This window comes from Curtobacterium sp. PhB130 (assembly GCF_003755165.1).
Lineage (GTDB): Bacteria > Actinomycetota > Actinomycetes > Actinomycetales > Microbacteriaceae > Curtobacterium.
The window spans coordinates 848571-873882 of the sequence record NZ_RKII01000007.1 but is presented as its reverse complement, the minus strand read 5'-3'; the positions used below and the strand labels follow the sequence as shown (position 1 = coordinate 873882).

The window sequence follows — 25312 nt, the reverse complement described above, 5'->3', positions numbered from 1 at the left end:
GTGGGAGTGCTGAAGCAGACCTGAAGCCGCCTGTTCAGCCACCGAGTGCGATGCGCACGACGAACCGCGCGCCTCCCGTCGGAGCGTCCTCGACCGTCACCGTCCCACCGTGCGCCACCACCGCGTCCCGCACGATCGCGAGCCCGAGTCCGGAACCGCCGTCGTCCCGGGCGCGCGCCTCGTCGAGCCGGACGAAGCGGTCGAAGACCCGCTGCCGGTCCTCGGGTGGGACCCCCGCGCCGTCGTCGTCCACGACCAGCTCGGCGGTGCCACCCACCGCGCGGACGCCGACGGCGATGCCCGTGGACGCATGCCGTGCGGCGTTGTCGACCAGGTTCCGCACCACCCGTCCGAGGACCCGCTCGTCGCCGAGCACCCGGGCCGCGCCGATGCCCGAGCCGTCCACCCGGACGACACCGGCAGACCGGATCCGGGCGACCTCCGCGAGCGCGATGTCGTCGAGGTCGACCGGCCGACGCTCCCCGATGCCCCGTTCGTCGAGGCGGGAGAGCTCGAGCAGGCCGTCGACCAGGGCCGCGAGCCGGTCGTTCTCCGCCAGGACCACGTCGGTCAGCTCCGTCATCTCCATCCGGTCCGGGTGCGCCCGTGCCACCGAGGCGTGCTGGCGGACCGAGGCGATCGGCGACCGGAGTTCGTGCGACGCGTCCGAGACGAACCGCCGCTGCGCCGCCGCGGACCGCTCCAGGCGGTCGAGCATGTCGTTCATCGTCGCGGCGAGCCGGGCGACCTCGTCCCCGGTGTCGGGCACGAGGACGCGCGCCCCACGGGACGCACCGCCGACGTCCGCGACCTCGCGGCGGATCCGCTCCACGGGACGGAGCGACCGCCCGACGACGATCCACGTCCCGATCCCCATCAGCGTCACGAGCACCGGGACGCCCACCGCCAGCAGGGTCGTCACCGCCGTGGTCGCGGTGTCCGCCGCGTCGAGCGACGCCCCGAAGACCACGGTCGCCTCGGACCCACCGGGCAGGTCGACGTCGTCGGCGACGAGGAGCCAGCGTTCACCGTCGTGGTCGTACCGCGACTCGTCGGCGGTCGGGAGTGCGGGTGGGTCGGCGTCGTCGCCGTGGGCGATGACCTGGCCGCCATCGCCGACGACCTGCACGAGGACCTCGTCGTACCCGTCGACCGCGGAGGCGCCGTCGGCCTCGACGCGGGCGGACGCCTGCTCCAGCCCGCTCTCGGCGCTCGCCCGGACGCCGTCGACGAGGACCAGGCGCAGCACGACGACGAACGCGGCGGAGCCGATCACGAGCGCGGCGAGGACCAGGACGACCGCGGCGAGGGTGGTGCGCGCACGGACGCTCCGGGCCCGGCGGGCGTTCGGCCCGCCGGCGTTCGGCAGCCGGCGGCTCTTGCGCTCACGCATCGTCGGCCGTCAGCCGGTAGCCCGCACCCCGGACCGTCTCGATGCTCGCCCGCCCGAACGGCCGGTCGACCTTCCGCCGCAGGTGCCCGACGTACACCTCGACGATGTTCGGGTCGCCGTCGAAGTCGACGTCCCAGACGTTCTCGATCACCTGGCGCTTCGAACAGACCTCGCCGGCTCGGCGGACCAGGAACTCGAGCACCGCGAACTCCCGGCTCGTCAGGTCGAGCGAGACCTCGCCGCGCGATGCCGTCCGGGCGGCAGGGTCGAGGCGCAGGTCACCCACCGTGAGCACGCTCGGCCGGGCACGGGCCCCGCGCCGGACCAGCGCCCGGAGTCGGGCCACGAGCACCGGGTGCGAGAACGGCTTCGTGACGTAGTCGTCGGCGCCGGCGTCGAGTGCCTCGACCTGGTCCCACTCGCCGTCCTTGGCGGTGAGCATGAGGACGGGCGTCCAGTTCTCCTCCGCGCGGAGCTGCTCGCAGACGGCCCACCCGCTCATGCCGGGCATCATCAGGTCGAGGACGACGGCGTCGTAGGTGAACTCGCGCGCGTGCCAGAGCCCGTCGATGCCGTCGTGGGCGACGTCGACCGCCCACCCCTCGGCCTCGAGCCCACGGCGGATGCCGTCAGCGAGGCGGACCTCGTCGTCGACCACCAGCACACGCATGGTCCGTATTGTCCCGGGCGGCGCTGAAGCGCGGCTGAAGCGGACCGCGCCAGCGCGCGGCGTGGGCGCGGGCGCGGGCGGGTGCGCGGGCGTGCGCGTGCGCGGGCGCGGGTGCGGGTGCGCGGGTGCCCGGGCGCGGGCGCGCGCGTGCGCGTGCGCGTGCGCGTGCGCGTGCGCGTGCGCCGTCGGCTCAGACCAGCAGCAGGATGCCCGCGACGATCGAGGCGGCGGTGATCGCCAGCGCGACGAGCAGCAGCACGAGGTGCACCGTGTAGAACGTGGTCGGGCGACCGGCGGCATCACGGGCCCGAGTGTCCTTCGCGACCCGCTGGAAGAAGCGCGGCCAGGCGATCAGGTTGAACAGGGCACCGACGAACAGGACGACTGCGGCGAAGACGAACACCCCAGCAGCCTACCGAGGAGATCGGTGGTGCTCGGCCGCCCCCAACGCGGCCGAGTCCCACCGGCGATCACCACAGGGAAACGTAGCAATTGCTACAGACCCTACACGGCCGGAGGGTGCTACGCGACGTCCAGTGCGGCTTCGGCACGCGCGAGCACCGCGCGCTCCCGATCGCTGAGGGCTGCGCGGGAGCTCCGAGCGCCGTCGTTGATCTCGACGATGAGCCGGCTGAGGCGGGTCGCCGGGTCGTCCGACGCCGGGTACTCGTTGTCGGTGCCGAGCCGCGTGTGCAGGGGCTCGAGCGTCCGGATCGCGGACTCGACGGCGTTCGCACGCCGGGCGCGGGCGACGCGGTGCCCGATCACCAGGAGGAGCATCCCGGACGCGACGCAGATCACGGCGCCGGGCGTCGTGATGTCGTACGGCGTCGACAGGGCCCGCGTGACGGCGATGTCGCCACCAACGTGCGCGAGGTCCATCACCACGACGACGACCATCCGGACGACGCCGAACAGCCCGCCGACGACGAGCACCCACAGCCCGACGAGGTCGGTTCGGGTCCGCGCTTCACGGACGCGGAGGACGCAGATCACCCCGGTGGCGCCGAGGGCGACGCCGAGGTACAGCGTCTGCGCGATCGAGTACACCGCCGCGGCGGCGTGGTCACCCGCAACGAGCATGAACGTCGTCGTGGTCGGCGGCTTGTCCAGCACCACGAACGCGGTGACGATCACGACACCGACGACCGCGCAGGAGACGATGATCGCGTTCCGGAGCCAGGGGCCGGCGGCACCGACGGCCTTCGCCACACCCCACAGCAGCGTGCTGGTCCCCGCGATCATCAGGCAGTCGCTGATCACCGTCACGACGTTGAACCCACCGAACAGCGGGTCGAGCCAGCGGTACAACGGGTCGACGTTCGTGACGATCGTCGCGCAGAAGAGCAGGAAGGTGACGGCGAGGGTCCGGTCCTGCCCGCGCTGCAGCACGAACAGCGTCACGGCCCCGGCGACGAGCAGGACGGCCTGGACGACGGCGAGCACCGCCGTCACCCGAAGACTCCCCGGAAGGCGCTCGGCCGGTCACGGTGACCGCGGATGAGCTGTGCGAGGCGGTCGGCGAACAGCTCGGCTTCGCGCTCGAACTCGTTCTCGAAGAGCCCTCGGGCCATCGCTCGCTCGACCTTGTACTCCGGCAGGTCCGGGATGACGTCGCGGATGTACGCGGACTGCGCCGACGCTTCCTGGTGGTCGTGCAGGACGTGGCCGAGCTCGTGGCCGATCACGAACGACCGGAAGGTGCCGGACGAGGTCGGGGAGATCATGATGAGGTGCGCCCGCTCGAGCGTCGCAACGAACCCGCAGACCGGCTCGGACGCCAGGAACGCTTCTTCGCGCACGACGATCGGCTTCCCGACGATCTCGGCGGCGGCGGTGACGGCCTGGTCGACGTCCGCCCACCCCTCGGTGCGCCCACGTTCCCAGAACGCGTCGAGCCGCGCGGAGCCCCCGGCGTGCGTGCTCACGGGACGATCCCGCGCTGCGATTCCTCTTCGATCACCGCGGCGATGCGGCGGAGCGCCTCCGGGGAGAGCTCCCCCGGGAACGTCCGCGCAGCGAACCCGCTCACGCGTGCCGACCGGAGCGACCGCACGAGGGCGAGCTGTGCACTGATCCGCTCCGGGACGTCACTGTCCTCGAGCAGGAAGCGCTCGTCGACCTCGAAGAAGCCGGCGAGGAGCTGCAGGAGCTCGGTGTCGCGGTTCCGACGACCGGCGCCGGAGATCATGTACGTCCACTTCGCACGGGAGAGCGATCCGCCCCGGGCGTCGACGTACTCCTCGATCGCGGAGAACGGCACCGGCGCGCCGCGCTGCGACTCCTCGAAGTCGAGCAGGAGGTTCAGACGCCGCGCGAGCTCCGCCGCGTCGAGCGCTCCGCCCTTGGGCTCCCTGGTGATCATCGTTCCCCGATCCCCCTCCGGATACACGAGAACCCCTGCCGGAGCAGGGGTTCGGATCGTGGTGCACCCCCTCGGACTTGAACCGAGAACCCACTGATTAAGAGTCAGTTGCTCTGCCAATTGAGCTAGAGGTGCATGCACCGGTCACCCGGAGCTTGTCTTGGCTTGTGTGCCGCAACGGGAATCAACAATAGCATGGGATCCGCGTGCCCGTGACCACCGCCGGGCACCGACCGAACAGGAGCCCCATGACCGACCGTCTCGCCGCCGGCGACACCGCCCCAGACTTCACCCTGCAGGACCAGGACGGGGTGGAGCACACCCTCGGATCCCTGCGGGGACGCAAGGTCATCGTGTACTTCTACCCCGCCGCGTCGACCCCGGGCTGCACCACCGAGGCGTGCGACTTCCGCGACAACATGTCCTCGCTCCAGGCCGCCGGGTACGAGGTCCTCGGCGTGTCGAAGGACGAGCTGCCGGCGCTCAAGGAGTTCCAGCACGAGCAGGCCCTGACCTTCCCGCTGCTGAGCGACCCGGACCTGGCAGTGCACAAGGCCTACGGTGCCTGGGGTGAGAAGAACAACTACGGCAAGATCGTCACCGGCACGATCCGGTCGACGATCGTCGTCGCCGAGGACGGCTCCGTGCAGCTGCCGCTCTACAACGTCAAGGCCACCGGGCACGTGGCCAGCCTGCGGAAGAAGCTCGGCCTGGTCTGAACCCGGCCCACAGACGGACGGGAGGCCCGGTGCCAGCTGGCACCGGGCCTCCCGTCCGTCTGTGGTGACGACCTACTCGACGCGACGCGCCAGGGCGGTCGTCACCGACTTCGAGAGCACGAGCGTGATGGCGACGAGCGCCGGCAGGAGCAGCGCCCACCCGACGGCCGGGACGCGGAAGACCCCCTGGAACGCACCGATCGCCAGGGCTCCCTGCAGTACCTGCCAGACGATGATCCCGCTGCGCACCCAGGAGCGGCCACGCCAGAGGCCGACGAGCATCGACCCGAGCCACAGCGCCGCGATGGCGGTCAGGATCACGAGGGCGATGCCGGACGCGACGCTCGACGCCGGCGACACGAGCAGCTCCACGATGAGTGCGACGGTCGTGACCACGAGCGCGAGGAACTCCAGCGCGAGGACCACGAGCAGCCCGAGCATGGCCCGAGACCTCGGTTCGGGGGCCTCGGGTGAGTTCGAGGTGGGCTCAGACACAGTGATCCTCCAGGATTGCAACCCTTGATTTGGCCATACCAGTATGGAACGATGTTCGAGGTCGTTTGGACGGCACGATGTGGTGTGCGTCTCCCGTGGTTCGACGCTCTTCTCCCGAGCGTTCGCGGGCGTCGGACTCTCCCCGCACGGTTTCTCCTCCCCACAGGATCCCCCCGTACGTCACATGATCATGTGCAGAGTCCTCGAGCCCCGAACCACGGCCCCGGCCTGCCGTTCGAGCATCGACATCAAGGAGCACCACCACATGGATTGGCGTGACAAGGCTGCCTGCCTCACCGCGGACCCCGAGCTCTTCTTCCCCGTTGGGAACACCGGGCCGGCCGTGGACCAGATCGAGAAGGCGAAGTCGGTGTGCGCACGGTGCACCGTGACCGAGATGTGCCTGCAGTACGCCCTCGAGAACAACCAGGACTCGGGCGTCTGGGGCGGTCTCAGCGAGGACGAGCGTCGCGCGCTCAAGCGCCGCGCCGCTCGGGCTCGCCGCGCCTCCTGACGCAGCAGCAGTACTGACGACGACGCCCGCCGGGCCCTTCGGGGCGCGGCGGGCGTCGTCGTGCGCGGCGCGCCGCGCCGCGCGGCGGGCGCGGCGTCCCGCGCCGCGGTGGGCGGCCTCGCCGCCGGGCGGTGCGGCGCTTCGCACAACCAAAACCAGCCCGCACCACTCGATCCCGTGGTTCGGGCTGCGTTCGGTTGTGCGGGGTCACCGCGACCGCCTGGAGGACCGGTGCCAGCCCGCCGGGCGCGCGCCGAGCCTCCAGGCGGCCGGGTTGCACCCCACTACGAACGTCGCGCCCCCACGCACCGGGGCGCGACGTCCACGCGCGGGCGCGTATCCGCGCACGCTCCGCGCGAGCGGATACGGCACCGCCCCCCGGTGCCGGATCCGCGCCGCGGTGCCGCGTCTCCGCAGAACGCGGTGCGGCCTGCTCTGGGGCAGCGCGACCTCCTGGAGGCCCGATGCCAGCCCGCCGGGCGCGCGCCGGGCCTCCAGGCGCTCGGGTTGCACCCCACTACGAACGTCGCGCCCCCACGCGCCGGGGCGCGACGTCCACACGCGGGCGCGCCGCGCCGCGCTGCGCGACGGACATCACTCGCGCCGACGCGCGATCCGACAGCGCACCACCCGGTGCGGCGCGGTGCCTTTGCACAACTGAAAGCAGCCCGAACCACGGAATTCCGTGGTTCGGGCTGCTTTCGGTTGTGCGCCGCCGCCCGGCGCCAGCGCCGCCGCCCGCCGCGCGCCCCGCGGCGCCGCTACGCGGCCGCGGTCTCCCAGCGGAACGGGATCGAGATGGTGACCTCGGTGCCGCTGCCGGTCAGCGTGTGCCAGTCGATCGTGCCGCCGAGCTCGCCCTGGATGAGCGTGCGGACGATCTGCGTGCCGAGGCCCGAGCCGACCTTGCCCTCCGGCAGCCCGACGCCGTTGTCCCGCACCTGGATCGACAGGTGGTCGTCGGAGCGGCGGGCGACGATCTCGACCTCGCCGTCGCGGCCGTCGAGCCCGTGCTCCACCGCGTTCGTGACGAGTTCGGTGAGCCCGAGCGCGAGCGGCGTCGCGGCCTCCGACGGGAGCACCCCGAACTCCCCCGTCTTCTTCGGGTGGACCGTGGTGTTGTGGGAGGCGGCCACCTCGGTGACGAGCTTCAGGACGGAGTCGAAGACCTCGTCGAAGTCGACGTTCTGGCTGAGGCCCGTCGACAGGGTGTCGTGCACGACGGCGATGGCGGCGACGCGGCGCATCGCGTTCTGCAGTGACGTCCGTGCTTCGTCCGAGTGGGTCCGGCGCGCCTGGATGCGGAGCAGGGACGCGACGGTCTGCAGGTTGTTCTTCACCCGGTGGTGGATCTCCCGGATGGTGGCGTCCTTGGTGATGAGCTCGCGCTCCTGGTGCCGCATCTCGGTGACGTCGCGGCAGAGCACGACGGCGCCGATGCGCTCACCGTGGTCGCGCAGCGGGATCGAGCGGAGCGTCACGGTGACGCCCTTCGACTCGATGTCGGCTCGCCACGGGGCACGGCCGGTGACCACGAGGGGCAGGGACTCGTCGACGTCGAGCTGCTGCCCGAGGAGCTCGGTCGTCACCTCGGCGAGCGACTTCCGCTCGAGTTCGCCCTCGAAACCCATCCGGTTGAAGGCGCTGAGGCCGTTCGGGCTCGCGAACGTGACGATGCCGTTCGTGTCGAGGCGGAGCAGGCCGTCGCTCGCACGCGGCGCTCCACGACGCGGTCCGGCCGGCGCACCGAGGTCCGGGAAGTCGCCGGTCGCGATCATGCCGAACAGGTCGTTCGCACTCGCGGTGAAGTTGAGCTCCTGGCGGCTCGGCGTGCGCATCTCGTCCTGGTTGGAGTGCCGCGTGACGACCGCGATGGGACGGTCGGTCGTCTGCTTGCTCTTCGGGCTCAGGCGGCGCAGCACCGGGATCGCGCGGACGCGGGTCGGGGTGTCCTCGTACCAGTCCGGCTCGGCGGAGTCGACGACCTTCGAGCCAGCGAAGCTCTCGGTGACCTGCTCGCGCCATTCCTCGCGGATCTCCTGGCCGACGATGTCGCGGTAGAACAGCGTCGCCGCGGACGACGGTCGGGCGTGCGCGACGGCCACGAACGAGCCGTCCTCGGCGGTCGGCACCCACAGGACCATGTCCGCGAAGGACAGGTCCGAGAGGAGCTGCCAGTCCCCCACGAGCAGGTGGAGCCACTCCACGTCTGCTTCGGAGGATCGGCCTTGTGCGAGGACGAGATCACTGAGGGTCGACACCGGCCCAGTCTAGGTGCGACGGACTGTGGACAGATCTGCTCCGTCCACAGGCATCGAGCTTCGGAATTTCTCATGTTGCATACGCCTTACGCTCAGCCCACCAACGAAAGGGGCCGGGGTGGCGCGGGAAGCACAGCGGATCGAGGACGATGCGGGCGGGTCCACGCAGCCGGAGCAGGCGGCCGTCGGGTCGGCGGTGGTCGCCGCCACGGGACGGCTGTCGAGCGCGCAGGACCTGTCGAGCGCGCAGGACCCACCGAGTGCCGACGGGGCCTCCACGGCCGATGACGTCCTCCCCGATCCCGCGGAGACCGCGCGGGCGCTCGCCCTGTGCGTCGCGGAGATCCTCTCCGGTGCGCGGGAGGTCGACAGCATCGCCCGGTGGATCACCGAGGACGTGCAGCGCCACCTGCAGCAACGGGCAGCCTTCGCCGCGCGGGCCCGCTCCGTCGCCCGGCGTCGCAACCGACGGCCGTCGATCCGCGTCGGGAGCGTGCTGGTCTGCCGCCCGGTGGACGGCGTCGCCGAGGTGAGCGTCGTCGTGCACACCCGCTCGCATGCGCGCGCGGTCGCCATCCGGCTCGAGGAGCGTGCCGGCCGGTGGCGCGCGACGGCCATCGGCATGCTCTGACGGATCGGCTCGTGTCAGGTCGTTCCGGTCGGGGCGTGGGGCGCGGGGTGCACGGACGGGAGGCCCGGTGCCAGCCGGCACCGGGCCTCCCGTCAGGAGCGTTGTCGCGTCAGCCCTTCTTGGCGGCCTGACGACGGTCGGCGCGGTTGGTCGCGGCGGCCTGGCCGGTCGCCGTGGCGGCCGAACCGAACGCGGACCCCTTCTCGGCAACCGCTGCCGCCTCTTCCTCGGCCTGCGCACGCTGCGCGAGTGCCGTCGCGGCCTGCTCGAGGCGACCGCGTTCGTCGCGGACCTCGACCTCACCGTCGATCGACGGTGCCGAGAACTCGAGACCGGCGACTTCTTCCTCGGCGAGGCCCTTCGCCTCGATCACGGCGTTCTCGCCGTCGGACTGGACCTGCACCTCGAGGTTGAACAGGAATCCGACCGACTCTTCGCGGATCTGCCCCATCATGTTCTGGAACAGGGCGTAGCCCTCGCGCTGGTACTCGACGAGCGGGTCGCGCTGGGCCATCGCACGGAGGCCGATGCCGTCCTTGAGGTAGTCCATCTCGTAGAGGTGGTCGCGCCAGCGGCGGTCCACCACGGAGAGGACCACGCGACGCTCGAGCTCGCGCATCGCTTCGTCGCCGAGGGTCTCCTCGCGCTGCTGGTAGGCCAGCTTGGCGTCGGAGAGGATCTCGCGGCCGAGGAACTCCCGCGTCGCCTTGCCCTTCGAGCCGGCTTCGGTGATGACCTCGTCGATGGTGATCGAGATCGGGTAGAGCGTGCCGAGCTCGGTCCACATCGCGTCGAGGTCCCAGTCGTCCGGGGAGCCTTCGCCGGTGTGCGTGTCGATCACGTCGTCGATGACGCTCTTCAGGAACGACTGCGTGCGCTCATGGAGGTCGTCGCCTTCGAGGATGTGCCGGCGGTCGCTGTAGATCGCTTCGCGCTGGCGGTTCAGGACGTCGTCGTACTTGAGGACGTTCTTGCGGATCTCGGCGTTGCGGCCTTCGACCTGCGACTGTGCCGAACGGATCGCACGGCCGACGAGCTTGTTCTCGATGGCGAGGTCGTCCGGGACGTTCGAGCGGCCCATCAGGCTCTCGGCGGCACCGGAGTTGAACAGGCGCATCAGGTCGTCGGTGAGCGAGAGGTAGAACCGGCTCTCGCCCGGGTCACCCTGACGGCCGGAACGACCGCGGAGCTGGTTGTCGATGCGGCGCGACTCGTGGCGCTCGGTGCCGAGCACGTAGAGACCGCCGGCGTCGCGGACCTTGTCGCCCTCTTCCTCGACGACGGCCTTCTGGCTGGCGAAGACCTCGTCCCAGGCGGCTTCGTACTCGTCCGGGGTCTCGGTCGGCGAGAGGCCCTTGGCGTGCATCTCCTGCACGGCGAGGAACTCCGCGTTGCCGCCGAGCATGATGTCGGTACCGCGACCGGCCATGTTCGTCGCGACGGTCACGGCGCCGAGGCGACCGGCCTGGGCGACGATCGCGGCTTCACGCGCGTGGTTCTTCGCGTTGAGGACCTCGTGCTTGACGCCCTTCTTCGCGAGGAGCTTCGAGAGGTACTCCGACTTCTCGACGCTCGTGGTGCCGACGAGGACGGGCTGGCCCTTCTCGTGGCGCTCTTCGATGTCGTTCGCGACCTGCTCGAACTTCGCCTTCTCGTTCTTGTAGACGAGGTCCGTCTGGTCGAGGCGCTGCATCGGGCGGTTCGTCGGGATCGGGACCACGCCGAGCTTGTACGTCGACATGAACTCGGCCGCTTCGGTCTCCGCGGTACCGGTCATGCCGGAGAGCTTCTGGTACAGGCGGAAGTAGTTCTGCAGCGTGACGGTCGCGAGGGTCTGGTTCTCGGCCTTGACCTCGACGCCTTCCTTCGCCTCGATCGCCTGGTGGATGCCCTCGTTGTAGCGGCGGCCCATCAGGATGCGGCCGGTGTGTTCGTCGACGATGAGCACCTCGCCGTTCATCACGACGTAGTCCTTGTCGCGCTTGAACAGCGAGTCGGCCTTGATCGCGTTGTTCAGGAACGAGATCAGCGGGGTGTTCGCGGACTCGTAGAGGTTGTCGATGCCGAGGTAGTCCTCGACCTTCTCGATGCCGGGCTCGAGGACACCGACGGTGCGCTTCTTCTCGTCGACCTCGAAGTCCTCCCCTGCGGTGAGGCGCTTGGCGATCGAGGCGAACTCGGTGAACCAGCGGTTCGCTTCACCAGAGGAGGGGCCGGAGATGATCAGCGGCGTGCGGGCTTCGTCGATGAGGATCGAGTCGACCTCGTCCACGATCGCGAAGAAGTGCCCGCGCTGCACCATGTCGGCGGCCTGCCACGCCATGTTGTCGCGCAGGTAGTCGAACCCGAACTCGTTGTTCGTGCCGTAGGTGATGTCGGCGGCGTACTGCTCGCGACGCTCCGCAGGGGACTGGTTCGCGACGATGCAGCCCGTGGTCATGCCGAGCGCGCGGAAGACGCGGCCCATGAGCTCGGACTGGTACGACGCGAGGAAGTCGTTGACGGTGATGACGTGGACGCCGCGGGACGGGATGGCGTTGAGGTACGCCGCCGTCGTCGCGACGAGGGTCTTGCCTTCACCGGTCTTCATCTCGGCGATGTTGCCGAGGTGGAGCGCGGCGCCACCCATGAGCTGCACGTCGAAGTGCCGCATGCCGAGGGTGCGCTTCGCGGCTTCGCGAACGGCGGCGAACGCCTCGGGCAGGAGGTCGTCGAGGGTCTCACCGTTGGCGTACCGCTCGCGGAGCTCCTTGGTCTCGTCCTGGAGTTCCTCGTCGGTGAGGGTCGAGAAGTCGTCCTCGAGGTCGTTGATCGCCGAGGCGTACGCCTTCAGCCGACGCAGGGTGCGTCCTTCGCCGATGCGGAGGACCTTCTCCAGCACGTTTGCCACGTGAACTCCTTACAGGTCGTCGCGCGCGGTCGGCGCGTCCGATCAGCCAGTCATGCTAGCAACCCGGTCGAGCCTTGGGCTGTGAACACCGGCCCCGGACACGGGTGTGCGCGGCCCGCGAACGGACCGCGCACCCCCGGTTCGGGTGGTCCCGGACGCTCAGGCGAGCGCCGCGGCCGGTTCCTGAGCGGCGTCGGAGTCGGCGGCAGCGGTGCCGTCGAGCCCGATGACCCCGTAGTCCCAGCCCTTCCGGCGGTAGACCACGCTCGGTCGGTGGGTCTCGGCGTCGACGAAGAGGTAGAAGTCGTGTCCGACGAGCTCCATGAAGTAGAGCGCGTCGTCGACGGTCATCGGCGCTGCCTCGAACACCTTCTCCCGGATGACGACGGGCGAGTAGACCTCGTCCTCTTCCTCGTGCGGTTCCTCGTCGACGACCGTGACGGCACCGGTGGCGACGTCGTCGATGAGCTTGCCGTCGGCCGGGGTGACGTCCATGCCGTCGAAGGCCGTCCCCGCGGCTTCGGCCACCGAGGTCGGGCGGTGACGCCCACGGTGCACCTTCCTGCGGTCGCGCGCTCGGCGCAGCCGCTCCATGATCCGAGCGAACGCCAGGTCGAACGCGGCGTACTTGTCCGACGCCGCGGACTCCGCTCGGACGAGCGGCCCGGGACCGATCAGCGTCAGTTCGACCCGGTCCTCGCCCTGGTTGCTGCCGCTCTTCTCGTTGTGGCGGCTGATGCGCACCTCGAACGCGAGGGCGCGGTCGGCGAGCACGTCGATCTTGTCGGACTTCTGTTCGACGTAGGTGCGGAATCGGTCGGTGATCCCGACGTTCCGGCCCGTGATCGTCACGTCCATGGCGGCTCCCATCCAGACTCGGCGCGTCGCCTCCATCCGGCGATCGTCAACGCCTTGTCCCAGCGACGCTAGACCCGCCGGAGCACTCGCGTCACCGGTTCGCCGTGAGTCGTGCCGGACACCCACCGGATGCACAGAGGACACCGGGTGTTCACGCACGGGGCAACCCGGGCGGGTCGCGCCGCGCACTGGTAAGCGGCAGGCCCGCGTACGCGCGTACGCCACACCCGCGCACGCGCATGCCGACACCCGCGCACCCGCGCACCCGCGCACCGTCACGACTCGACGCTCGCCGTCGCGACGCAGCGCACGACCCGGCCACCGGCGGCACGGACGGCACGGACCGCCTCCGCCATGGTCACCCCGGTGGTGACGACGTCGTCGACGAGCACCACGTCACGCCCGGAGACCCCGACCGCCCGGAGCGTGCCGACCGTGGCGTCCACCCGCTCGAGCGCCGTCCGCTCCTTCTGGCCCGCGCCACGCGGCCGGGCACCGCGGAGTCCGACGCCGGGCGGCCCGGCAGCACGCTGCCGCCGCAGCCGCCCGGTCCGGCGGACACCCCCGCGAGCGAGGAGCAGCACCACGGTGTCGAACCCGCGCCGCCGCCGCCCACGCGGTGACGGCGGCACCCGGAGCACGAGCGTGCCCGGCGGGGCGTCCGCCAGCGCCTGGCGCACCAGCGCCCCGGTCGGCCGCCCGAGCGGCGCCGCCACGTCCACCCGCCCTCGGAGCTTCAGTTCGAGCACCAGGGTGCGAACCAGCCCCTCGTACTCGAAGGCCGCGTCGAGGCGGACACCCCCGACGAGCCGGACCCGACCCGGACGCCCGGCGAGGTCGGCGCGGCAGGAGTCGCACAGGGGCCGGTCGCGCGCACCGCAGCCGAGGCACGAGACGGGCAGGAACAGGGCGACGACGGCGAGGAACGCGTCGCGCCAGGGGTGTGGAGCGGTGGTCATGGGGCGATCCTCGCCGCGGGAGGCACCCGGCCGGGCGGATCGTGCGGAACGGTGGACGGGCCTCCCGGCCGGTGCTCCTGTGGAGGAGCGGCCGGTCAGCGCTGCGTGCCGAGCACCGACGCCGTGACGCCGGTGCGGTCCCAGCCGCCCCCGGTGGACTGCAGGACCTGCCCGTCGGCGGTCCGCAGGAGCAGCGTGCCCCCGCTGCCGCCGGCGATCTGCGTGGCCCGGCCGTCCGGCCGCTGCAGCACCGTCGACTGCCCGCCGATGGTGGAGCGGACGATGCTCGGACCGCTCGAGGTCTGCCCGAGGGACGCGACGTCGAGGTCGCTCACCCACGTCGCCCCGACCGCGGTGCCGGACGCCGCCTGCAGCCGCACCGGGGACCCGAGCGCCGTCGGTGTGCGGTCGGAGTCGCGGGTGATCGCCATCACGTACAGGGCGGGGCCGTCGTCGGTGTCGATGAGCGCGAGCGCCCGGGTGGAGTCGCGGGACACCTGGAACGACACGAGGTCGCCGTCCGGCAGCGTCGAGGACACCTGGTGCGGGTCGCCGCCGAGGCCGTACGCGGTGATCGCGCGCGTGTTCGTCGACTGCGCCGTCCACACGAAGCCCTGGTCGTCGATGGAGGGTGCGATGAGGTGGTCCCGCGCGTCGATGCGGAGCGGCTTCTTGCCGCTGCGGACCACGAAGACGCCGTCCGCGTCCCCGACCGCAGCGTCGGCACCGGACGCGCTCAGCGCGATCGACGTCGGGTCGAGCTTCGCGATCGCGTCACCGAGGCCGCTGCCGAGCTTCGCGACGTCGCCCGTGCCCGGTGCGGCGAAGCCGACGGCGCCGCCGTCCTCGACGAGGGGACGCGGGTCGACGTCAGGGTTGACGACGGCGCTGGTGCCGCTGGAGTCGGGCACCGAGAAGCTGGCGCCCTCGATGGTGAGCTCGACCGAGGAGATCGTCGCGACGGACGACAGCGACCGGGCGAGCTGCTCCCGCATCCGCACCTTGTCCACCGTGGTCGCCCGGAGCGCGTCGCTCGACAGGTCGACCTGCGCGCTGCCGTTGTCGACGGTGACGGCGTTCAGCGAGAGCTGCGTTCCCTCGGGGAACGAGGACACCACGGCGCCCTTCAACCAGTCGGCCGGTCCGGAGAGCAGCGCGCTGGCGATGCGGGTGCTCGTCGAGGAGCGAGCCAGGAACCAGCGCTCGTCGGGCACCAGGTAGCGGTACGTCGGGTCGTAGAAGTACAACGCGTGCGCCTGGAACACCTGCTCGAAACTGACCGGCGTGAGGATGACGCCGTCCGGCGCGTAGGCGATCCGCCACTCGCCGTCTTCCTTCACGAACTGGAAGGTCAGCGTCGAGGAGGTCGGGCGGACCGCCTGGGTGTACTCGCCGTCGGCGTCCACCGTGGCACTCGCGGTGAGCGTGTACGTGAGCTCCCGGGTGCCGGTGCGGTCGACCGCGCCGCTGCCCTGCCGGATCGTGACGCTCTGACGGGGATTCCACTTCTGGGCGAAGGAGTCGCTGAGGAACTCCCGGGCGATCGCGTAGTTGTCCTGCGCACCGGTCGCGGCGTCGATGAACTGCCGGAGGATCGTGTCCTGGTCGGCGCCGGGCGTCGGGCTGTTCGGGCGGAAGTCGACGCCGGAGACCGATTCGTCCTTGAGGCTCTGGCCGTCGCGGACGGGGCCTCCGGTCGGGATGGCGGCGCACCCGGCGAGCACCACGACCGCCACGGCGGCGAGGACTGCGGCGAGCGCGCGACGAGGACGTGTGCTGGTCATCGGGGGCCGCCTTCCCGGGGTCCGTCGTACGGTTCGTCGAGCTCCGGCAGCGGGATCGCCGACGTCGCCGTGGGCTCCTGGCCCTGCCGCGGCACGGTGAGCACGAAGGCCGAGCCCTCCCCCGGCCGGGACCACACGTCGATGCGGCCGCCGTGCAGGTTCGCGTCGCCGAGGCTGATCGCGAGTCCGAGCCCGGTCCCGCCGATCGTCCGCTTGCGGCTCGGGTCCGCGCGCCAGAACCGGTCGAACACCCGGGCGGCGTCCTCCGGCGGCATCCCGACCCCGTGGTCGCGGACGGCGATCGCGACGGTCCGGGCGTCGCTGTCCACGACGACGTGCACGGGCTTGGCGTCCCCGTGCTCGATCGCGTTGCCGACGAGGTTCCGGAGGATGCGCCGGATCCGCCTGGCGTCGAGCTGCATGGTGGTGTGGCCGCCGGGGGTCGCGAGCCGCAGGTCGACGCCGAGGCGGTCGGCGAGCGGCCGGAACTCGTCGACGATGTCCGCGGTCAACGACGCGGGTTGCACCGGCTCGGTCTCGAGCTCGACGGCCTGGGCGTCGTACCGGGAGATCTCCAGCAGGTCGGCGAGGAGCAGCTCGAACCGGTCGATCTGGTCGTGCAGGAGCTCGGCGGAGCGACCGACGGCGGGCTCGAAGGCGTGCCGGGCGTCGTAGAGGACGTCGCCGGCGAGGCGGATCGTGGTGAGCGGGGTCCGGAGCTCGTGCGAGACGTCGGACACGAAGCGCTGCTGCACCCGGGAGAGCTCGGCGAGCTGGGTGATCTGCCGGCTGACCGCGTCCGCCATGCCGTTGAAGCTCCGCGCGAGGGTGGCGACGTCGTCCTGCCCCTTGACGGGGATGCGTTCGTCGAGGCGTCCGGCGGCGATCTTCCGGCTGGTCTCGGCAGCACCGCGGATCGGCACCACGACGAGCCGGACCACGAGCGAGGTGACGAGGGCGATGAGCACGATGAGTGCGACACCGCCGATGGAGAGCGTCTGCGACACGAAGTCGAGGGTCTGCTGCGCGTCGGCGAGGTCGTAGACCAGGTAGAGCTCGTACTGGCCGGCGCTCGGGATCTGCAGCGTCGACCCGACTGCGAGGCCCGGTTCGCTCCGGCCCTCGTCCTCGAGCCGGACCGCCTGCAGGCTGAGGTTCCCGGAGTTCTTCCCGACGGCCTTCCGCAGTGAGTCGGTGATCACCGCGTCCGGGAAGTCCTGGCTCGCGATGTTCTGCAGCGTCTGCGCCGTCGACTGGTTCGGGGACCGCTCGATCGCGATGCTCGTGCCACCCGGGCTCGTCGTGTTCGACAGGATCGCCCGCTGCGCCTCGTTCTGCAGGGTCTCCAGCTCGGACTGGTTGTTGTCCTCCGCGGCGGTGGCCGCGTCGAAGATCCCCTGCGCGACGTTCGTCGCACGCGCCGACTCCGCCTCGATCTGGTCGCGGCGCTGCGCGTACACGTTGCTCGAGATGCTCAGCATCACCGCGGTGCCGATGATGGCGACCGCGAGTCCGGTGGTGGTGACGGTGATCGCGACCGACCGGAACATCAGCGACCGGCGCCACAGGTACGCGATGCCCCGCCAGCCCCGCCGTGCCCAGGTGCGCAGGCGGCGGCGCGCCCGACCGAAGGACGTCAGGCCGGACGATGCGGGCACGGTGCTCAGGCTCCCCCGGCGCGGTAGCCGACGCCGCGGACGGTGGTCACGATCCGCGGGTTGTCCGGGTCGTGCTCGATCTTCGCGCGGAGCCGCTGGACGTGCACGTTCACCAGGCGGGTGTCCGCCTTGTAGTGGTAGCCCCACACCTGCTCGAGGAGCATCTCGCGCGTGAACACCTGGTTCGGCTTCTCGGCGAGGGCGCGGAGCAGGTCGAACTCGAGCGGCGTCAGCGCGATGACGGCCTCGTCGCGGCGGACCTCGTGCCCGGGCACGTCGACCGTGAGGTCACCGACGTGCAGGACGGCCGCGTCGGAGGCGGTCGGGCGCAGCCGGGTGCGGATGCGTGCGACGAGCTCCTTCGGGTTGAACGGCTTCACGACGTAGTCGTCGGCGCCGTTCTCCAGGCCCGCGACGACGTCCGAGGTGTCGCCCTTCGCGGTGAGCATGATGATCGGCGTGCCGCTCTCCGCACGGATGCGCCGGCAGACCTCGATGCCGTCGATGCCGGGGAGCATCACGTCGAGGAGCACCAGGTCGGGCTTCGTCGCGTGGAAGGCGTCGACGGCGTCGTTGCCGTCGCCGCTGAACTCCGGCTCGTAGCCCTCGGCGCGGAGGACGATGCCGATCATCTCGGCGAGGGCCTGGTCGTCGTCGACGACGAGGATGCGCGGTGTCATGTGATGTGGACTCCGGGTGGCGTGCGGTGGTGCCGGGCAGGCACCTCTCGTTCACAGTAGCCGAGGGCCTGCCCGAACACCGCGCGCAGCGCGCACCCGCGTGCGAGCGCGCAGCGCGGGCAGCGCACAACGCGCGCGAGCGCGCAGCGCGGCCGGGGTCAGTACCGGTAGTGGTCCGGCTTGAACGGGCCCTCCACCGGCACGCCGATGTAGGACGCCTGCTCCGGGCGGAGCGTGGTCAGCCGCACCCCGAGCGCGTCGAGGTGCAGGCGCGCCACCTTCTCGTCGAGGTGCTTCGGCAGGACGTACACCCCGGTCGGGTACGCGTCGTGCCGGGTCCAGAGCTCGATCTGCGCCAGGACCTGGTTCGTGAACGAGTTGCTCATCACGAACGACGGGTGCCCGGTCGCGTTGCCGAGGTTCATCAGGCGCCCCTCGCTGAGCACGAGGATCGACCGGCCGGTGGGCAGGCGCCACTCGTGCACCTGCGGCTTGATCTCGATCTTCTCCGCGCCCGGCAGGGACTCGAGCCCGGCCATGTCGATCTCGTTGTCGAAGTGCCCGACGTTCGCGACGATCGCCAGGTGCTTGAGGCCGAGCATGTCGTCGACGCCGACGACGCCGAGGTTGCCCGTGCAGGTCACGACGATGTCGACCTCGCCGATGACGTCCGAGAGCCGTGCGACCTGGTAGCCGTCCATCGACGCCTGCAGCGCGCAGATCGGGTCCACCTCGCTGACGATGACGCGGGCACCCTGGCCGCGCAGCGCTTCTGCCGCGCCCTTGCCGACGTCGCCGTAGCCGACGACGAACACGACCTTGCCGCCGATCAGGACGTCGGTCGCGCGGTTGAGGCCGTCGGGCAGCGAGTGCCGGATGCCGTACTTGTTGTCGAACTTCGACTTCGTGACGGAGTCGTTGACGTTGATCGCGGGGAACTTCAGTTCACCGGTGCGAGCGAGTTCGTACAGGCGGTGGACGCCAGTGGTGGTCTCCTCGGTCACGCCCTGGATGTCCGCTGCGATACGGGTCCAGCGGTCCGAGGACTCCGTCAGCGAGGCCGCGATCGTGTCGAGCACGATCCGGTACTCGGCGCTGGCGTCCGGGCCGGCGTCCGGCACCCGGCCGGCCGCTTCGGCGTCGGCGCCCGTGTGCACGAGCATGGTGGCGTCGCCGCCGTCGTCGAGGATCAGGTTCGGGCCGGCCCAGTCAGCCCCGGCTTCGGCTGCTTCGGCGCTCCAGTCGAAGATCCGGTTGGTGCACCACCAGTAGTCCTCGAGCGTCTCGCCCTTCCACGCGAACACCGGGACGCCGGCGGGGGCGTCCGGGGTGCCGGTCGGGCCGACCGCCATCGCCGCGGCGGCTTCGTCCTGCGTGGAGAAGATGTTGCAGCTGGCCCAGCGGACCTGCGCGCCGAGCGCCGTCAGCGTCTCGATGAGGACGGCCGTCTGCACCGTCATGTGCAGCGACCCGGCGATGCGCGCACCGGCGAGGGGCTGCGACGCACCGAACTCCTCACGCAGGGCCATGAGGCCCGGCATCTCGTTCTCGGCGAGGCGGATCTGGTGACGACCGGCCTCGGCGAGGCCGAGGTCGGCCACGCGGAATGCTGCTGCGGCCTGGGTTTCGGTGGGCATGGGTCAAGTCTCCCACGGTGACCGTGAGCGACGTCACGGACGCGGGTCGCGCCTCCAGACCGGCCGGGAGGCTCGGATCACCCGGGTGGGCCGGCCTGCGCGGGCGGGTCGTCCGCTCAGTCGACCGCGCGCTCCTCGCGGAGCGGCTCACGGCGGATGACCTGCCAGCCCTGCGGGACCCGCAGGCGGGCGGCGTGTCGCGCGCAGAGGTCGTACCCGTGCGGTTCGACCCGGGTGGAGAGCGGTCCGACGACCACCATCGAGTCGCCGTAGTCGTACGTCAGCGTCGCCGAGGCGCTCGCCCCGCAGGCGACCTTGCTGCAGATCCGCACGTCCATACCGATGTCGACCCTACCGAACCCGTCCGTGTCCGTGCCGCCGCGTACGATGTGGGGATGCGCCGCAAGCCCCGACTCGTCACCCCGGTCGACCGCGCCCGGGGGCGCTCCCGGCACGGCCGCGGGTACCGCTCGAGCATCACCGGACCCGACCTCGCCCCGATCATCACCCGGGCAGAAGCGTTCGACCGCATCGTCGGCGACACCGCGCACTACCTGCTCGGCCTCTGGCCGGACGAACTGCACGGCGTCGTGTTCCAGGTCGCGGACATGCCGACCGACCCGACGCTGCCGGACCGGATGCCGCGCTGGCGCGTCGAGCACGACGCCCGCCGGGTGACCGTGTTCCGGATCCCGGTCGAGCGCGTCACGCGCTCCCCGGAGAAGGACGACACCGACCGGCGGGTGATCGTCGAGACCGCCGTGTTCCGCGCGGTGGCCGAGCTCATCGACAAGGACCCGTGGGACCTGGCTCCCGACCGCTACCGGCACTGGTGAGCGCCGGGGGCCGCGTCCGGGGTGGACGCGCACCGGCGCGTCAGGGGTAGACGCGCGCCGGCGCGTCAGGGGTAGACGCGCACCGGGGTGGAGACCTCGGTCGACGCGCGGATCGGGAACCCGGCGACGCCGTCCTGTCCCGCGTACGTGACCCCGGCGACGAGCCCCTTCGCACCGGTGATCGTGAGCTGTCGGCTGTAGGCCACGCCCACCGTCTCGGTCGATCCGCTCGGGACCTGCACCGTGGACCGGTCGTCGCCGGAGCGGATCACCACGGAGGCGTCCTCGGTCGTCGGGTTGACGATGTTCAGCAGGCCACCGTCACCGGGGGCGACGGCGGTCGTGGTGGTCGCGCCGAGCGGCTCTGCGGACGCGAACCAGCCGAGGTCGGTCTGCTCACCGTCGGTGGTCGTCGTGGTGCGGGCGCCCGCGACCACGGGCACGGTCGAGCTGACCGTGAACGAGTAGCGCCCGTCCGGGAAGTCGTCGAGCGCCACGTCGGTGACCACGCCGGGCTCGGCGGTGGTGTTCACCGTGGTGCCGCCCCCGTCCGCGGTGGTGATGCCGAGCGTGACCCTGGCGGCCGTCGTGCCGGGGACGAAGAGCCGCACGATCGGGGCGGCGTCGGCGGTGTCGTCGCCGCGCTGCGCGTCCTCGGCGCCGCGGAGGACGACACCGGGGATGACCTGGCTCCGCGCGGGAGCAGCGCCGCCGGAGACGATGTCGAACCCGCCGGGGGTCAGCGTCCGGACGACGGTCTCCTGCATGTGGGCGACGATCTGCCCACCGGAGGACGCCACGTGCACGACGGTCGAGCCCTGGTCGGAGACGAAGCCGGAGAGCGGCACGACCTTCTGCGAGTTCGGCGCGACGACGATGCCGGTGGTGCCGGGCGCGCTGACCGTGCCGGTGGCGTCGAAGATCGTCAGGTCGACGGTCGCGTTGACGTCGGTCGGGTTCGCGAGGGTGATGAGGCTCGTCCGCCCGGTCTCGGTCGAGCCGCCGACGAGCCAGGTCGACTGGGTCGGGTCGTCGCAGGACGCGGCGGCGACGCCGACGAGGTCCCCGCTCGACACGCTCTGGTAGCTCGACCCGGCGACCTGCGGCGTGGTCTTCCCCGCCGGGGCCGTGAGGAGGGTCGGGTCGCTGCTGCCGGTCGACGACGCGGCGAGGTCGGACCGCTCGACGGTCCGGCCGGTCGTCGCGGTGGCGACCGTGGCGGTGCCGACGGTGCTCGCGGTCGTCGCGTCGTTGCCGGCGTCGTCGGAGAGCCGCAGCGCGCTGCCGGCGCAGACGCGCTCGGCGTCGGCGGCGACCGGGGTGACGGTGCGGCCGGCCGGCTGCCCGGGGGCCTCCGTCGTGCCGATGGCGTTCGCGGCGGCGATGGTGCCGGCCGCGACGAGCACGGCGATCGCGGTCGCGGTGCCGCGCAGGATCCAGCGGCGAGCGGGGGTGGTCATTCGTCGCGCTCCTCGTCGAAGGTGGTCGCCGGTTCGTCGGCCTCGAGCACGTTCGAGGTCGCCCGACGGCGGCGCGGTGCGGTGGGGACGGCGAGGAGCGCGGCTGCACCGAACACCACGCCGAGGACCACGAGGTAGAGGGCGTGGGTGGCCTTGGCGGCGGCCGAGCCGGTCCCGGTGCGGTCGACGTCGCCCTCGTAGTGGAACAGCGACCCGGTGGTGGTCTCGCCGATGCTCGTGAAGAGCGCGTTCTGGCCGATGGCCCCGGCTGCACGGTCGTGGACCTGCTGGGCGAGGTCGTCCTCCGGGGCGTCGTCGAGCAGCACGAAGCTGATCCCGAGCTCCTTGAGCGCCGGCCTCGGGTCGTAGCCGCTGCGGCTCGCGAGGTTGCCCGCGAGCGTCGCCAGGCGGGAGCCGGCGGGGCTCAGGGAGAGTGCGGTGGCGTCGAGCGTCGACTGGTCGTCGAGCGTCGAGCCCTGCCCGCGTTCGAGCGACACCGCGAGGGAGCCGTCGGTCTGCGGGTCGACCACGAGCGTGCCGACGTCCGGGTTCGCCTGCGCCTCGGCGTTCACGTACGCGCTGAGGACCCGCCCGGTGGTCGGCTCGATGACCGCGTTGCCGAGGTAGAACGCGGCGAAGGCCGGTGCGACCGCGACGCCGGCGAACACCGTCGCGACGAGGCCGACGACGGGCGCCTGGCGCGGAACCGTGTCGATGCCGATGCAGGCGGCCACGACGATCGCGAACCAGTACACGCTCAGCCCGCTGCCCGGCCAGACGATCGTGGTCGTCGCGCCGACGCCGGTCACAGTGAGGTGCGTGGCACCGAACGCGGTGGCGAACCCGAGCAGCGCGGCGATCAGGGCGAACCCGGCGACCGACCAGCGGTGTCCGAGCATCGACCCGATGGCGGTCGCGGCGATCGGGAGCGCCAGGACCGCCAGGGCGATCGGCAGCGCGGCGACGACGACGTCGAGCGGCGTGCTGACCGGCAGCCAGCCGTTCCAGTCGGGCAGGGGCTGGCCGATGGCGAGCTGCAGCGCGGAGGGTGCACGGGTGGCGGAGGGGACGCCCGGGTCGGCGAAGACCGCGAGCGGGTTGCCCCTGGCGACCTGCGCGAGCACGAGCGGCACGAAGAGGACCGCGGCGGGCACCGGGATGAACACCCGGCGGTGGGCGTGCCGCCAGCCGACGGCCAGCGCGACGAGCCACCCGACGAGCAGGACCGGCAGGAGCGACGGCGCGGACGCGGCGACCCCGGCGAAGAGCAGCGACGCACCGGAGGCCGAGGCCCACGAGCGGTGCGCCTCGAGCACCGTGAGGAACAGCCAGGGCAGGAGCACGTGCGCGATGACCGCGCCGATGTGCCCGGTCGTGACGCCGCCGACGAGCGCCGGGGCGATCGTGTAGAGCGCCGCGCCGATCACCGGCACCCACGTGCGGGTCGTCAGCTTCCGGACGACGAACCAGGCGCCGAGCGCCGAGACCGGGAACGAGAGGAGCACCACGATGACCACCGCGGTCGACGGGGACCAGAACGTGATCGACCCGAGGACTGCGAGGACCGCGGCGAAGGGGTCGCTCGGGCCGGTGAACCCGGTGCCGAGCGTGTGCCAGCCGTAGCCGACGTTCTGCCACAGTTGCGACACGGTGGTCGACAGGGGCAGCAGCCCGCCGCCGGTCAGCGCGGGCGAGCCGAGCAGCGGGAAGAGCGTGACGACGCTGAGGAGCGCCGCCGCGAGCACGACCCAGATGCCGCCGTCCCCGAGGAAGGACGCGCGGGCGACCGGGGCGTCCTCCACCCGGGCGAGCTCGACGTCGCGGGAGGTGGTCCGGTGCTCGTGGACCCGCCGCCAGCTGACGCGCAGGGGTTCGACGGCGGCCCAGCCGAGCTGCTTCGTGCGGGCGAGGGACTTCCGCGAGCGTCCGGCTCCACCGCCGAAGGCGACGGCGAACGCGGCCGCGAGCTCCCCGGACACGGCGGCGGGGTGCTTCGCGACGAGGTGCCCGATGGCGCGGCCGATCGCGAAGGGCACGAGCGTCAGCCAGTGGATCCAGAGGACCCCGGCCGGCGCGTACGTCATCCGGCGGTGCAGCTGGGCCTGGCGGTGCAGGCGGACACGACGACCCTCGGAGACGCGCTTGCGGCCGAACTCCTCGATCGGGCCGGCGCTCGTCGCGCGCGCGTCCGGGACGACGGCGACACGGTGGCCGGCGAGACGGACGCGCACGCAGAAGTCGAGTGCGGCGTCGACGTCCGGCAAGGCCTGGTCGAACCCGCCGAGGGCGACCCAGACCGAGCGACGGACGAGCATCCCACCGGCGGCGACCGCCAGGACGTCGGTGTGCCGGTCGTGCTGGCCCTGGTCGAGCTCGTCCTGCACGAGGGTCAGGGAGCGACCGAAGCGGGTCATGCTCTCGCCGAACGCGCGGATGCGCGCGGGGTCGGTGTCGGACACGAGCTTCGGGCCGGCAATCGCGACGGACGGGGCGATCTCGACGGCGGCGAGCATCTCGGCCAGCGCGGTCGGGGCCGGGGCGTTGTCGTGGCCGACGAGCCAGAGCCACTCGTCCACGGCCTCGTCGGACTCGGGGTGCGGCGCGGCCTTCTCGCCGACGGCGACGGCATCGCCGAACGAGCGGCCCGCCGGGATGCGGGTCAGCTGGGCGGATCCCCCGAACTCCAGCTGGGCGGTCGACCCGTCGGTGGAACCGACGTCGACGACGACCAGGTTCTCGGGGTGGCGGGTCTGGTTCGCGAGGGCGGCCAGCGTCCGGTCGAGGTGGTCCGCCCCGTTCGCAACGACGAGGATCGCGGTGACACGGGGCTGAGCGGAACTGGGCTGCATGACGGGCGTCACTCTACGGTCTGGAGGCCCGGCAGCAGTCCGACGGATCGGCGTGCCGTGAACCTGTGGCCGGGATCAACGCCCGGTGCACGCCTAGGCGCGCTTGCGGAGCTTGCGGCGCTCACGCTCGGAGAGGCCGCCCCAGATGCCGAAGCGCTCGTCGTTCTCGAGTGCGTACTCCAGGCACTGCGACCGGACCTCGCACGAGGTGCAGATCTTCTTCGCTTCGCGCGTCGAGCCGCCCTTCTCGGGGAAGAAGGCCTCCGGGTCGGTCTGCGCGCAGAGGGAGTCCGCCTGCCAGGCGAGCGGGTTCTCCTCGTCGTCGGTCTCCGGACGTCGGACGCCGGGGACGCCGAGCGCCACGGGGTCGACGTGCCAGTCTTCCGGAACTCCGGCGTGGAAGTCGGAACCGCTCACCCTGATCACCCCTTGGTTCATCTCGCTCGGTCGTCATCTCGGGACCCTGCCGTGATGTCGTTGCCTGTAATTACATCCGTGTGATTCCCTGGAGTCAAGTCGCGGATCATAGAAGGCACTGACCGTTCCGGCGTGTCATGTCCCCCATTCGGGCGTGTCGCGCCGGTTCTGTCGGCACCTCGGGGGACAGTCGGCGCGGGCGGTGGCGCCGCGCCCGCGCCCGCGGTGCGCCCGCG

General features: G+C 71.7%; 23 protein-coding genes and 1 tRNA gene. 4 read left to right on the top strand and 20 right to left on the bottom strand.

What is annotated here, in order from left to right; translation table 11 throughout:
- Positions 1-34 precede the first annotated feature (34 nt).
- The 7 genes from EDF24_RS09930 to EDF24_RS09900 form a co-directional block, all read right to left on the bottom strand.
- Positions 35-1393 carry a cell wall metabolism sensor histidine kinase WalK gene (locus tag EDF24_RS09930; protein ID WP_123702515.1) on the bottom strand — a complete coding sequence of 453 codons (1359 nt, stop codon included), beginning with the start codon at positions 1391-1393 and terminating at the stop codon, positions 35-37.
- Positions 1386-2063, bottom strand: coding sequence for a response regulator transcription factor (locus EDF24_RS09925; RefSeq protein WP_123702513.1), 678 nt, complete (start codon positions 2061-2063; stop codon positions 1386-1388). The genes EDF24_RS09930 and EDF24_RS09925 overlap by 8 nt, the downstream gene beginning before the upstream one ends.
- Positions 2064-2253: 190 nt before the next feature.
- Entirely contained in the window at positions 2254-2466 is a 213-nt protein-coding gene (locus EDF24_RS09920) for an SCO4848 family membrane protein (protein WP_123656174.1), read from the bottom strand.
- Between the two features lie 119 nt (positions 2467-2585).
- Complete coding sequence (locus tag EDF24_RS09915) at positions 2586-3518, bottom strand: hypothetical protein (RefSeq protein ID WP_123702511.1); 933 nt, start codon at positions 3516-3518, stop codon at positions 2586-2588.
- Entirely contained in the window at positions 3515-3991 is a 477-nt protein-coding gene (locus EDF24_RS09910; protein WP_185021622.1) for an ImmA/IrrE family metallo-endopeptidase, read from the bottom strand. The genes EDF24_RS09915 and EDF24_RS09910 overlap by 4 nt, the downstream gene beginning before the upstream one ends.
- Complete coding sequence (locus EDF24_RS09905) at positions 3988-4428, bottom strand: hypothetical protein (RefSeq protein WP_123656171.1); 441 nt, start codon at positions 4426-4428, stop codon at positions 3988-3990. The genes EDF24_RS09910 and EDF24_RS09905 overlap by 4 nt, the downstream gene beginning before the upstream one ends.
- 59 nt (positions 4429-4487) lie before the next feature.
- Positions 4488-4563 (bottom strand) — tRNA-Lys (locus tag EDF24_RS09900).
- Positions 4564-4676: 113 nt separating this feature from the next.
- Between EDF24_RS09900 and bcp the strand changes: the two genes are divergently transcribed.
- Positions 4677-5147, top strand: a complete 471-nt coding sequence (gene bcp, locus EDF24_RS09895) for a thioredoxin-dependent thiol peroxidase (RefSeq protein WP_123656170.1) — start codon at positions 4677-4679, stop codon at positions 5145-5147.
- 72 nt (positions 5148-5219) lie between these two features.
- Here the strand turns inward: bcp and EDF24_RS09890 are convergent, their stop codons facing one another.
- A complete protein-coding gene (locus tag EDF24_RS09890; protein WP_132050292.1) occupies positions 5220-5642 on the bottom strand; it encodes a hypothetical protein in 423 nt (140 codons plus the stop codon).
- Positions 5643-5907: 265 nt separating this feature from the next.
- On the opposite strand from EDF24_RS09890, the gene EDF24_RS09885 reads away from it, so the two are divergent.
- The gene (locus tag EDF24_RS09885; protein ID WP_017888820.1) at positions 5908-6156 is read left to right on the top strand and encodes a WhiB family transcriptional regulator; all 249 of its coding nucleotides are present in this window, start codon (positions 5908-5910) and stop codon (positions 6154-6156) included.
- A 761-nt stretch (positions 6157-6917) separates the two neighbouring features.
- Here the strand turns inward: EDF24_RS09885 and EDF24_RS09880 are convergent.
- Positions 6918-8417, bottom strand: coding sequence for a sensor histidine kinase (locus tag EDF24_RS09880; RefSeq protein WP_123656168.1), 1500 nt, complete (start codon positions 8415-8417; stop codon positions 6918-6920).
- Positions 8418-8535: 118 nt separating this feature from the next.
- Between EDF24_RS09880 and EDF24_RS09875 the strand changes: the two genes are divergently transcribed.
- Entirely contained in the window at positions 8536-9048 is a 513-nt protein-coding gene (locus tag EDF24_RS09875; protein WP_260233402.1) for an Rv3235 family protein, read from the top strand.
- 109 nt (positions 9049-9157) lie between these two features.
- On the opposite strand, the gene secA is transcribed toward EDF24_RS09875, so the two are convergent.
- From secA to EDF24_RS09835, 8 genes are all read right to left on the bottom strand, one after another.
- Entirely contained in the window at positions 9158-11938 is a 2781-nt protein-coding gene (gene secA, locus EDF24_RS09870; RefSeq protein WP_123702505.1) for a preprotein translocase subunit SecA, read from the bottom strand.
- A 159-nt stretch (positions 11939-12097) separates the two neighbouring features.
- Positions 12098-12796 carry a ribosome hibernation-promoting factor, HPF/YfiA family gene (hpf, locus tag EDF24_RS09865; protein ID WP_123702665.1) on the bottom strand — a complete coding sequence of 233 codons (699 nt, stop codon included), beginning with the start codon at positions 12794-12796 and terminating at the stop codon, positions 12098-12100.
- Between the two features lie 275 nt (positions 12797-13071).
- On the bottom strand, positions 13072-13755 hold the full coding sequence (locus tag EDF24_RS09860) for a phosphoribosyltransferase family protein (protein WP_123702503.1): 684 nt from the start codon (positions 13753-13755) through the stop codon (positions 13072-13074).
- Positions 13756-13850: 95 nt separating this feature from the next.
- Entirely contained in the window at positions 13851-15539 is a 1689-nt protein-coding gene (locus EDF24_RS09855) for an LpqB family beta-propeller domain-containing protein (protein WP_123702501.1), read from the bottom strand.
- Positions 15536-17197 carry an MtrAB system histidine kinase MtrB gene (mtrB, locus tag EDF24_RS09850; protein WP_243698416.1) on the bottom strand — a complete coding sequence of 554 codons (1662 nt, stop codon included), beginning with the start codon at positions 17195-17197 and terminating at the stop codon, positions 15536-15538. Before mtrB ends, EDF24_RS09855 begins: the two co-directional genes overlap by 4 nt.
- A gap of 5 nt (positions 17198-17202) precedes the next feature.
- Entirely contained in the window at positions 17203-17877 is a 675-nt protein-coding gene (gene mtrA / locus EDF24_RS09845) for an MtrAB system response regulator MtrA (protein WP_123656163.1), read from the bottom strand.
- Positions 17878-18035: 158 nt separating this feature from the next.
- Positions 18036-19514, bottom strand: coding sequence for an adenosylhomocysteinase (gene ahcY / locus EDF24_RS09840; protein WP_123702499.1), 1479 nt, complete (start codon positions 19512-19514; stop codon positions 18036-18038).
- Between the two features lie 116 nt (positions 19515-19630).
- Positions 19631-19852, bottom strand: a complete 222-nt coding sequence (locus EDF24_RS09835) for a DUF3499 family protein (protein ID WP_123702496.1) — start codon at positions 19850-19852, stop codon at positions 19631-19633.
- A 57-nt stretch (positions 19853-19909) separates the two neighbouring features.
- Between EDF24_RS09835 and EDF24_RS09830 the strand changes: the two genes are divergently transcribed.
- Positions 19910-20350 carry a metallopeptidase family protein gene (locus tag EDF24_RS09830; protein ID WP_123656161.1) on the top strand — a complete coding sequence of 147 codons (441 nt, stop codon included), beginning with the start codon at positions 19910-19912 and terminating at the stop codon, positions 20348-20350.
- A gap of 65 nt (positions 20351-20415) precedes the next feature.
- On the opposite strand, the gene EDF24_RS09825 is transcribed toward EDF24_RS09830, so the two are convergent.
- The 3 genes from EDF24_RS09825 to EDF24_RS09815 all read right to left on the bottom strand — a co-directional run bounded on the left by EDF24_RS09825 (position 20416) and on the right by EDF24_RS09815 (position 25097).
- The gene (locus EDF24_RS09825) at positions 20416-21810 is read right to left on the bottom strand and encodes a DUF5719 family protein (RefSeq protein WP_123702494.1); all 1395 of its coding nucleotides are present in this window, start codon (positions 21808-21810) and stop codon (positions 20416-20418) included.
- Positions 21807-24659, bottom strand: a complete 2853-nt coding sequence (locus tag EDF24_RS09820; RefSeq protein WP_123702491.1) for a glycosyltransferase family 2 protein — start codon at positions 24657-24659, stop codon at positions 21807-21809. Before EDF24_RS09820 ends, EDF24_RS09825 begins: the two co-directional genes overlap by 4 nt.
- A gap of 93 nt (positions 24660-24752) precedes the next feature.
- Positions 24753-25097: a WhiB family transcriptional regulator gene (locus tag EDF24_RS09815; RefSeq protein WP_395867778.1), complete on the bottom strand. Its 345-nt coding sequence runs from the start codon at positions 25095-25097 to the stop codon at positions 24753-24755.
- Positions 25098-25312: the final 215 nt, after the last annotated feature.

Bases quoted from the DNA above. Each gene is read 5' to 3' on its own strand.
- EDF24_RS09930 (WP_123702515.1), bottom strand. From the start codon at position 1,393: ATGCGTGAGCGCAAGAGCCGCCGGCTGCCGAACGCCGGCGGGCCGAAC.
- EDF24_RS09925 (WP_123702513.1), bottom strand. From the start codon at position 2,063: ATGCGTGTGCTGGTGGTCGACGACGAGGTCCGCCTCGCTGACGGCATC.
- EDF24_RS09905 (WP_123656171.1), bottom strand. From the start codon at position 4,428: ATGATCACCAGGGAGCCCAAGGGCGGAGCGCTCGACGCGGCGGAGCTC.
- bcp (WP_123656170.1), top strand. From the start codon at position 4,677: ATGACCGACCGTCTCGCCGCCGGCGACACCGCCCCAGACTTCACCCTG.
- EDF24_RS09885 (WP_017888820.1), top strand. From the start codon at position 5,908: ATGGATTGGCGTGACAAGGCTGCCTGCCTCACCGCGGACCCCGAGCTC.
- hpf (WP_123702665.1), bottom strand. From the start codon at position 12,796: ATGGACGTGACGATCACGGGCCGGAACGTCGGGATCACCGACCGATTC.
- EDF24_RS09860 (WP_123702503.1), bottom strand. From the start codon at position 13,755: ATGACCACCGCTCCACACCCCTGGCGCGACGCGTTCCTCGCCGTCGTC.
- EDF24_RS09855 (WP_123702501.1), bottom strand. From the start codon at position 15,539: ATGACCAGCACACGTCCTCGTCGCGCGCTCGCCGCAGTCCTCGCCGCC.
- mtrA (WP_123656163.1), bottom strand. From the start codon at position 17,877: ATGACACCGCGCATCCTCGTCGTCGACGACGACCAGGCCCTCGCCGAG.
- ahcY (WP_123702499.1), bottom strand. From the start codon at position 19,514: ATGCCCACCGAAACCCAGGCCGCAGCAGCATTCCGCGTGGCCGACCTC.
- EDF24_RS09835 (WP_123702496.1), bottom strand. From the start codon at position 19,852: ATGGACGTGCGGATCTGCAGCAAGGTCGCCTGCGGGGCGAGCGCCTCG.
- EDF24_RS09830 (WP_123656161.1), top strand. From the start codon at position 19,910: ATGCGCCGCAAGCCCCGACTCGTCACCCCGGTCGACCGCGCCCGGGGG.
- EDF24_RS09825 (WP_123702494.1), bottom strand. From the start codon at position 21,810: ATGACCACCCCCGCTCGCCGCTGGATCCTGCGCGGCACCGCGACCGCG.
- EDF24_RS09820 (WP_123702491.1), bottom strand. From the start codon at position 24,659: ATGCAGCCCAGTTCCGCTCAGCCCCGTGTCACCGCGATCCTCGTCGTT.
- EDF24_RS09815 (WP_395867778.1), bottom strand. From the start codon at position 25,097: ATGAACCAAGGGGTGATCAGGGTGAGCGGTTCCGACTTCCACGCCGGA.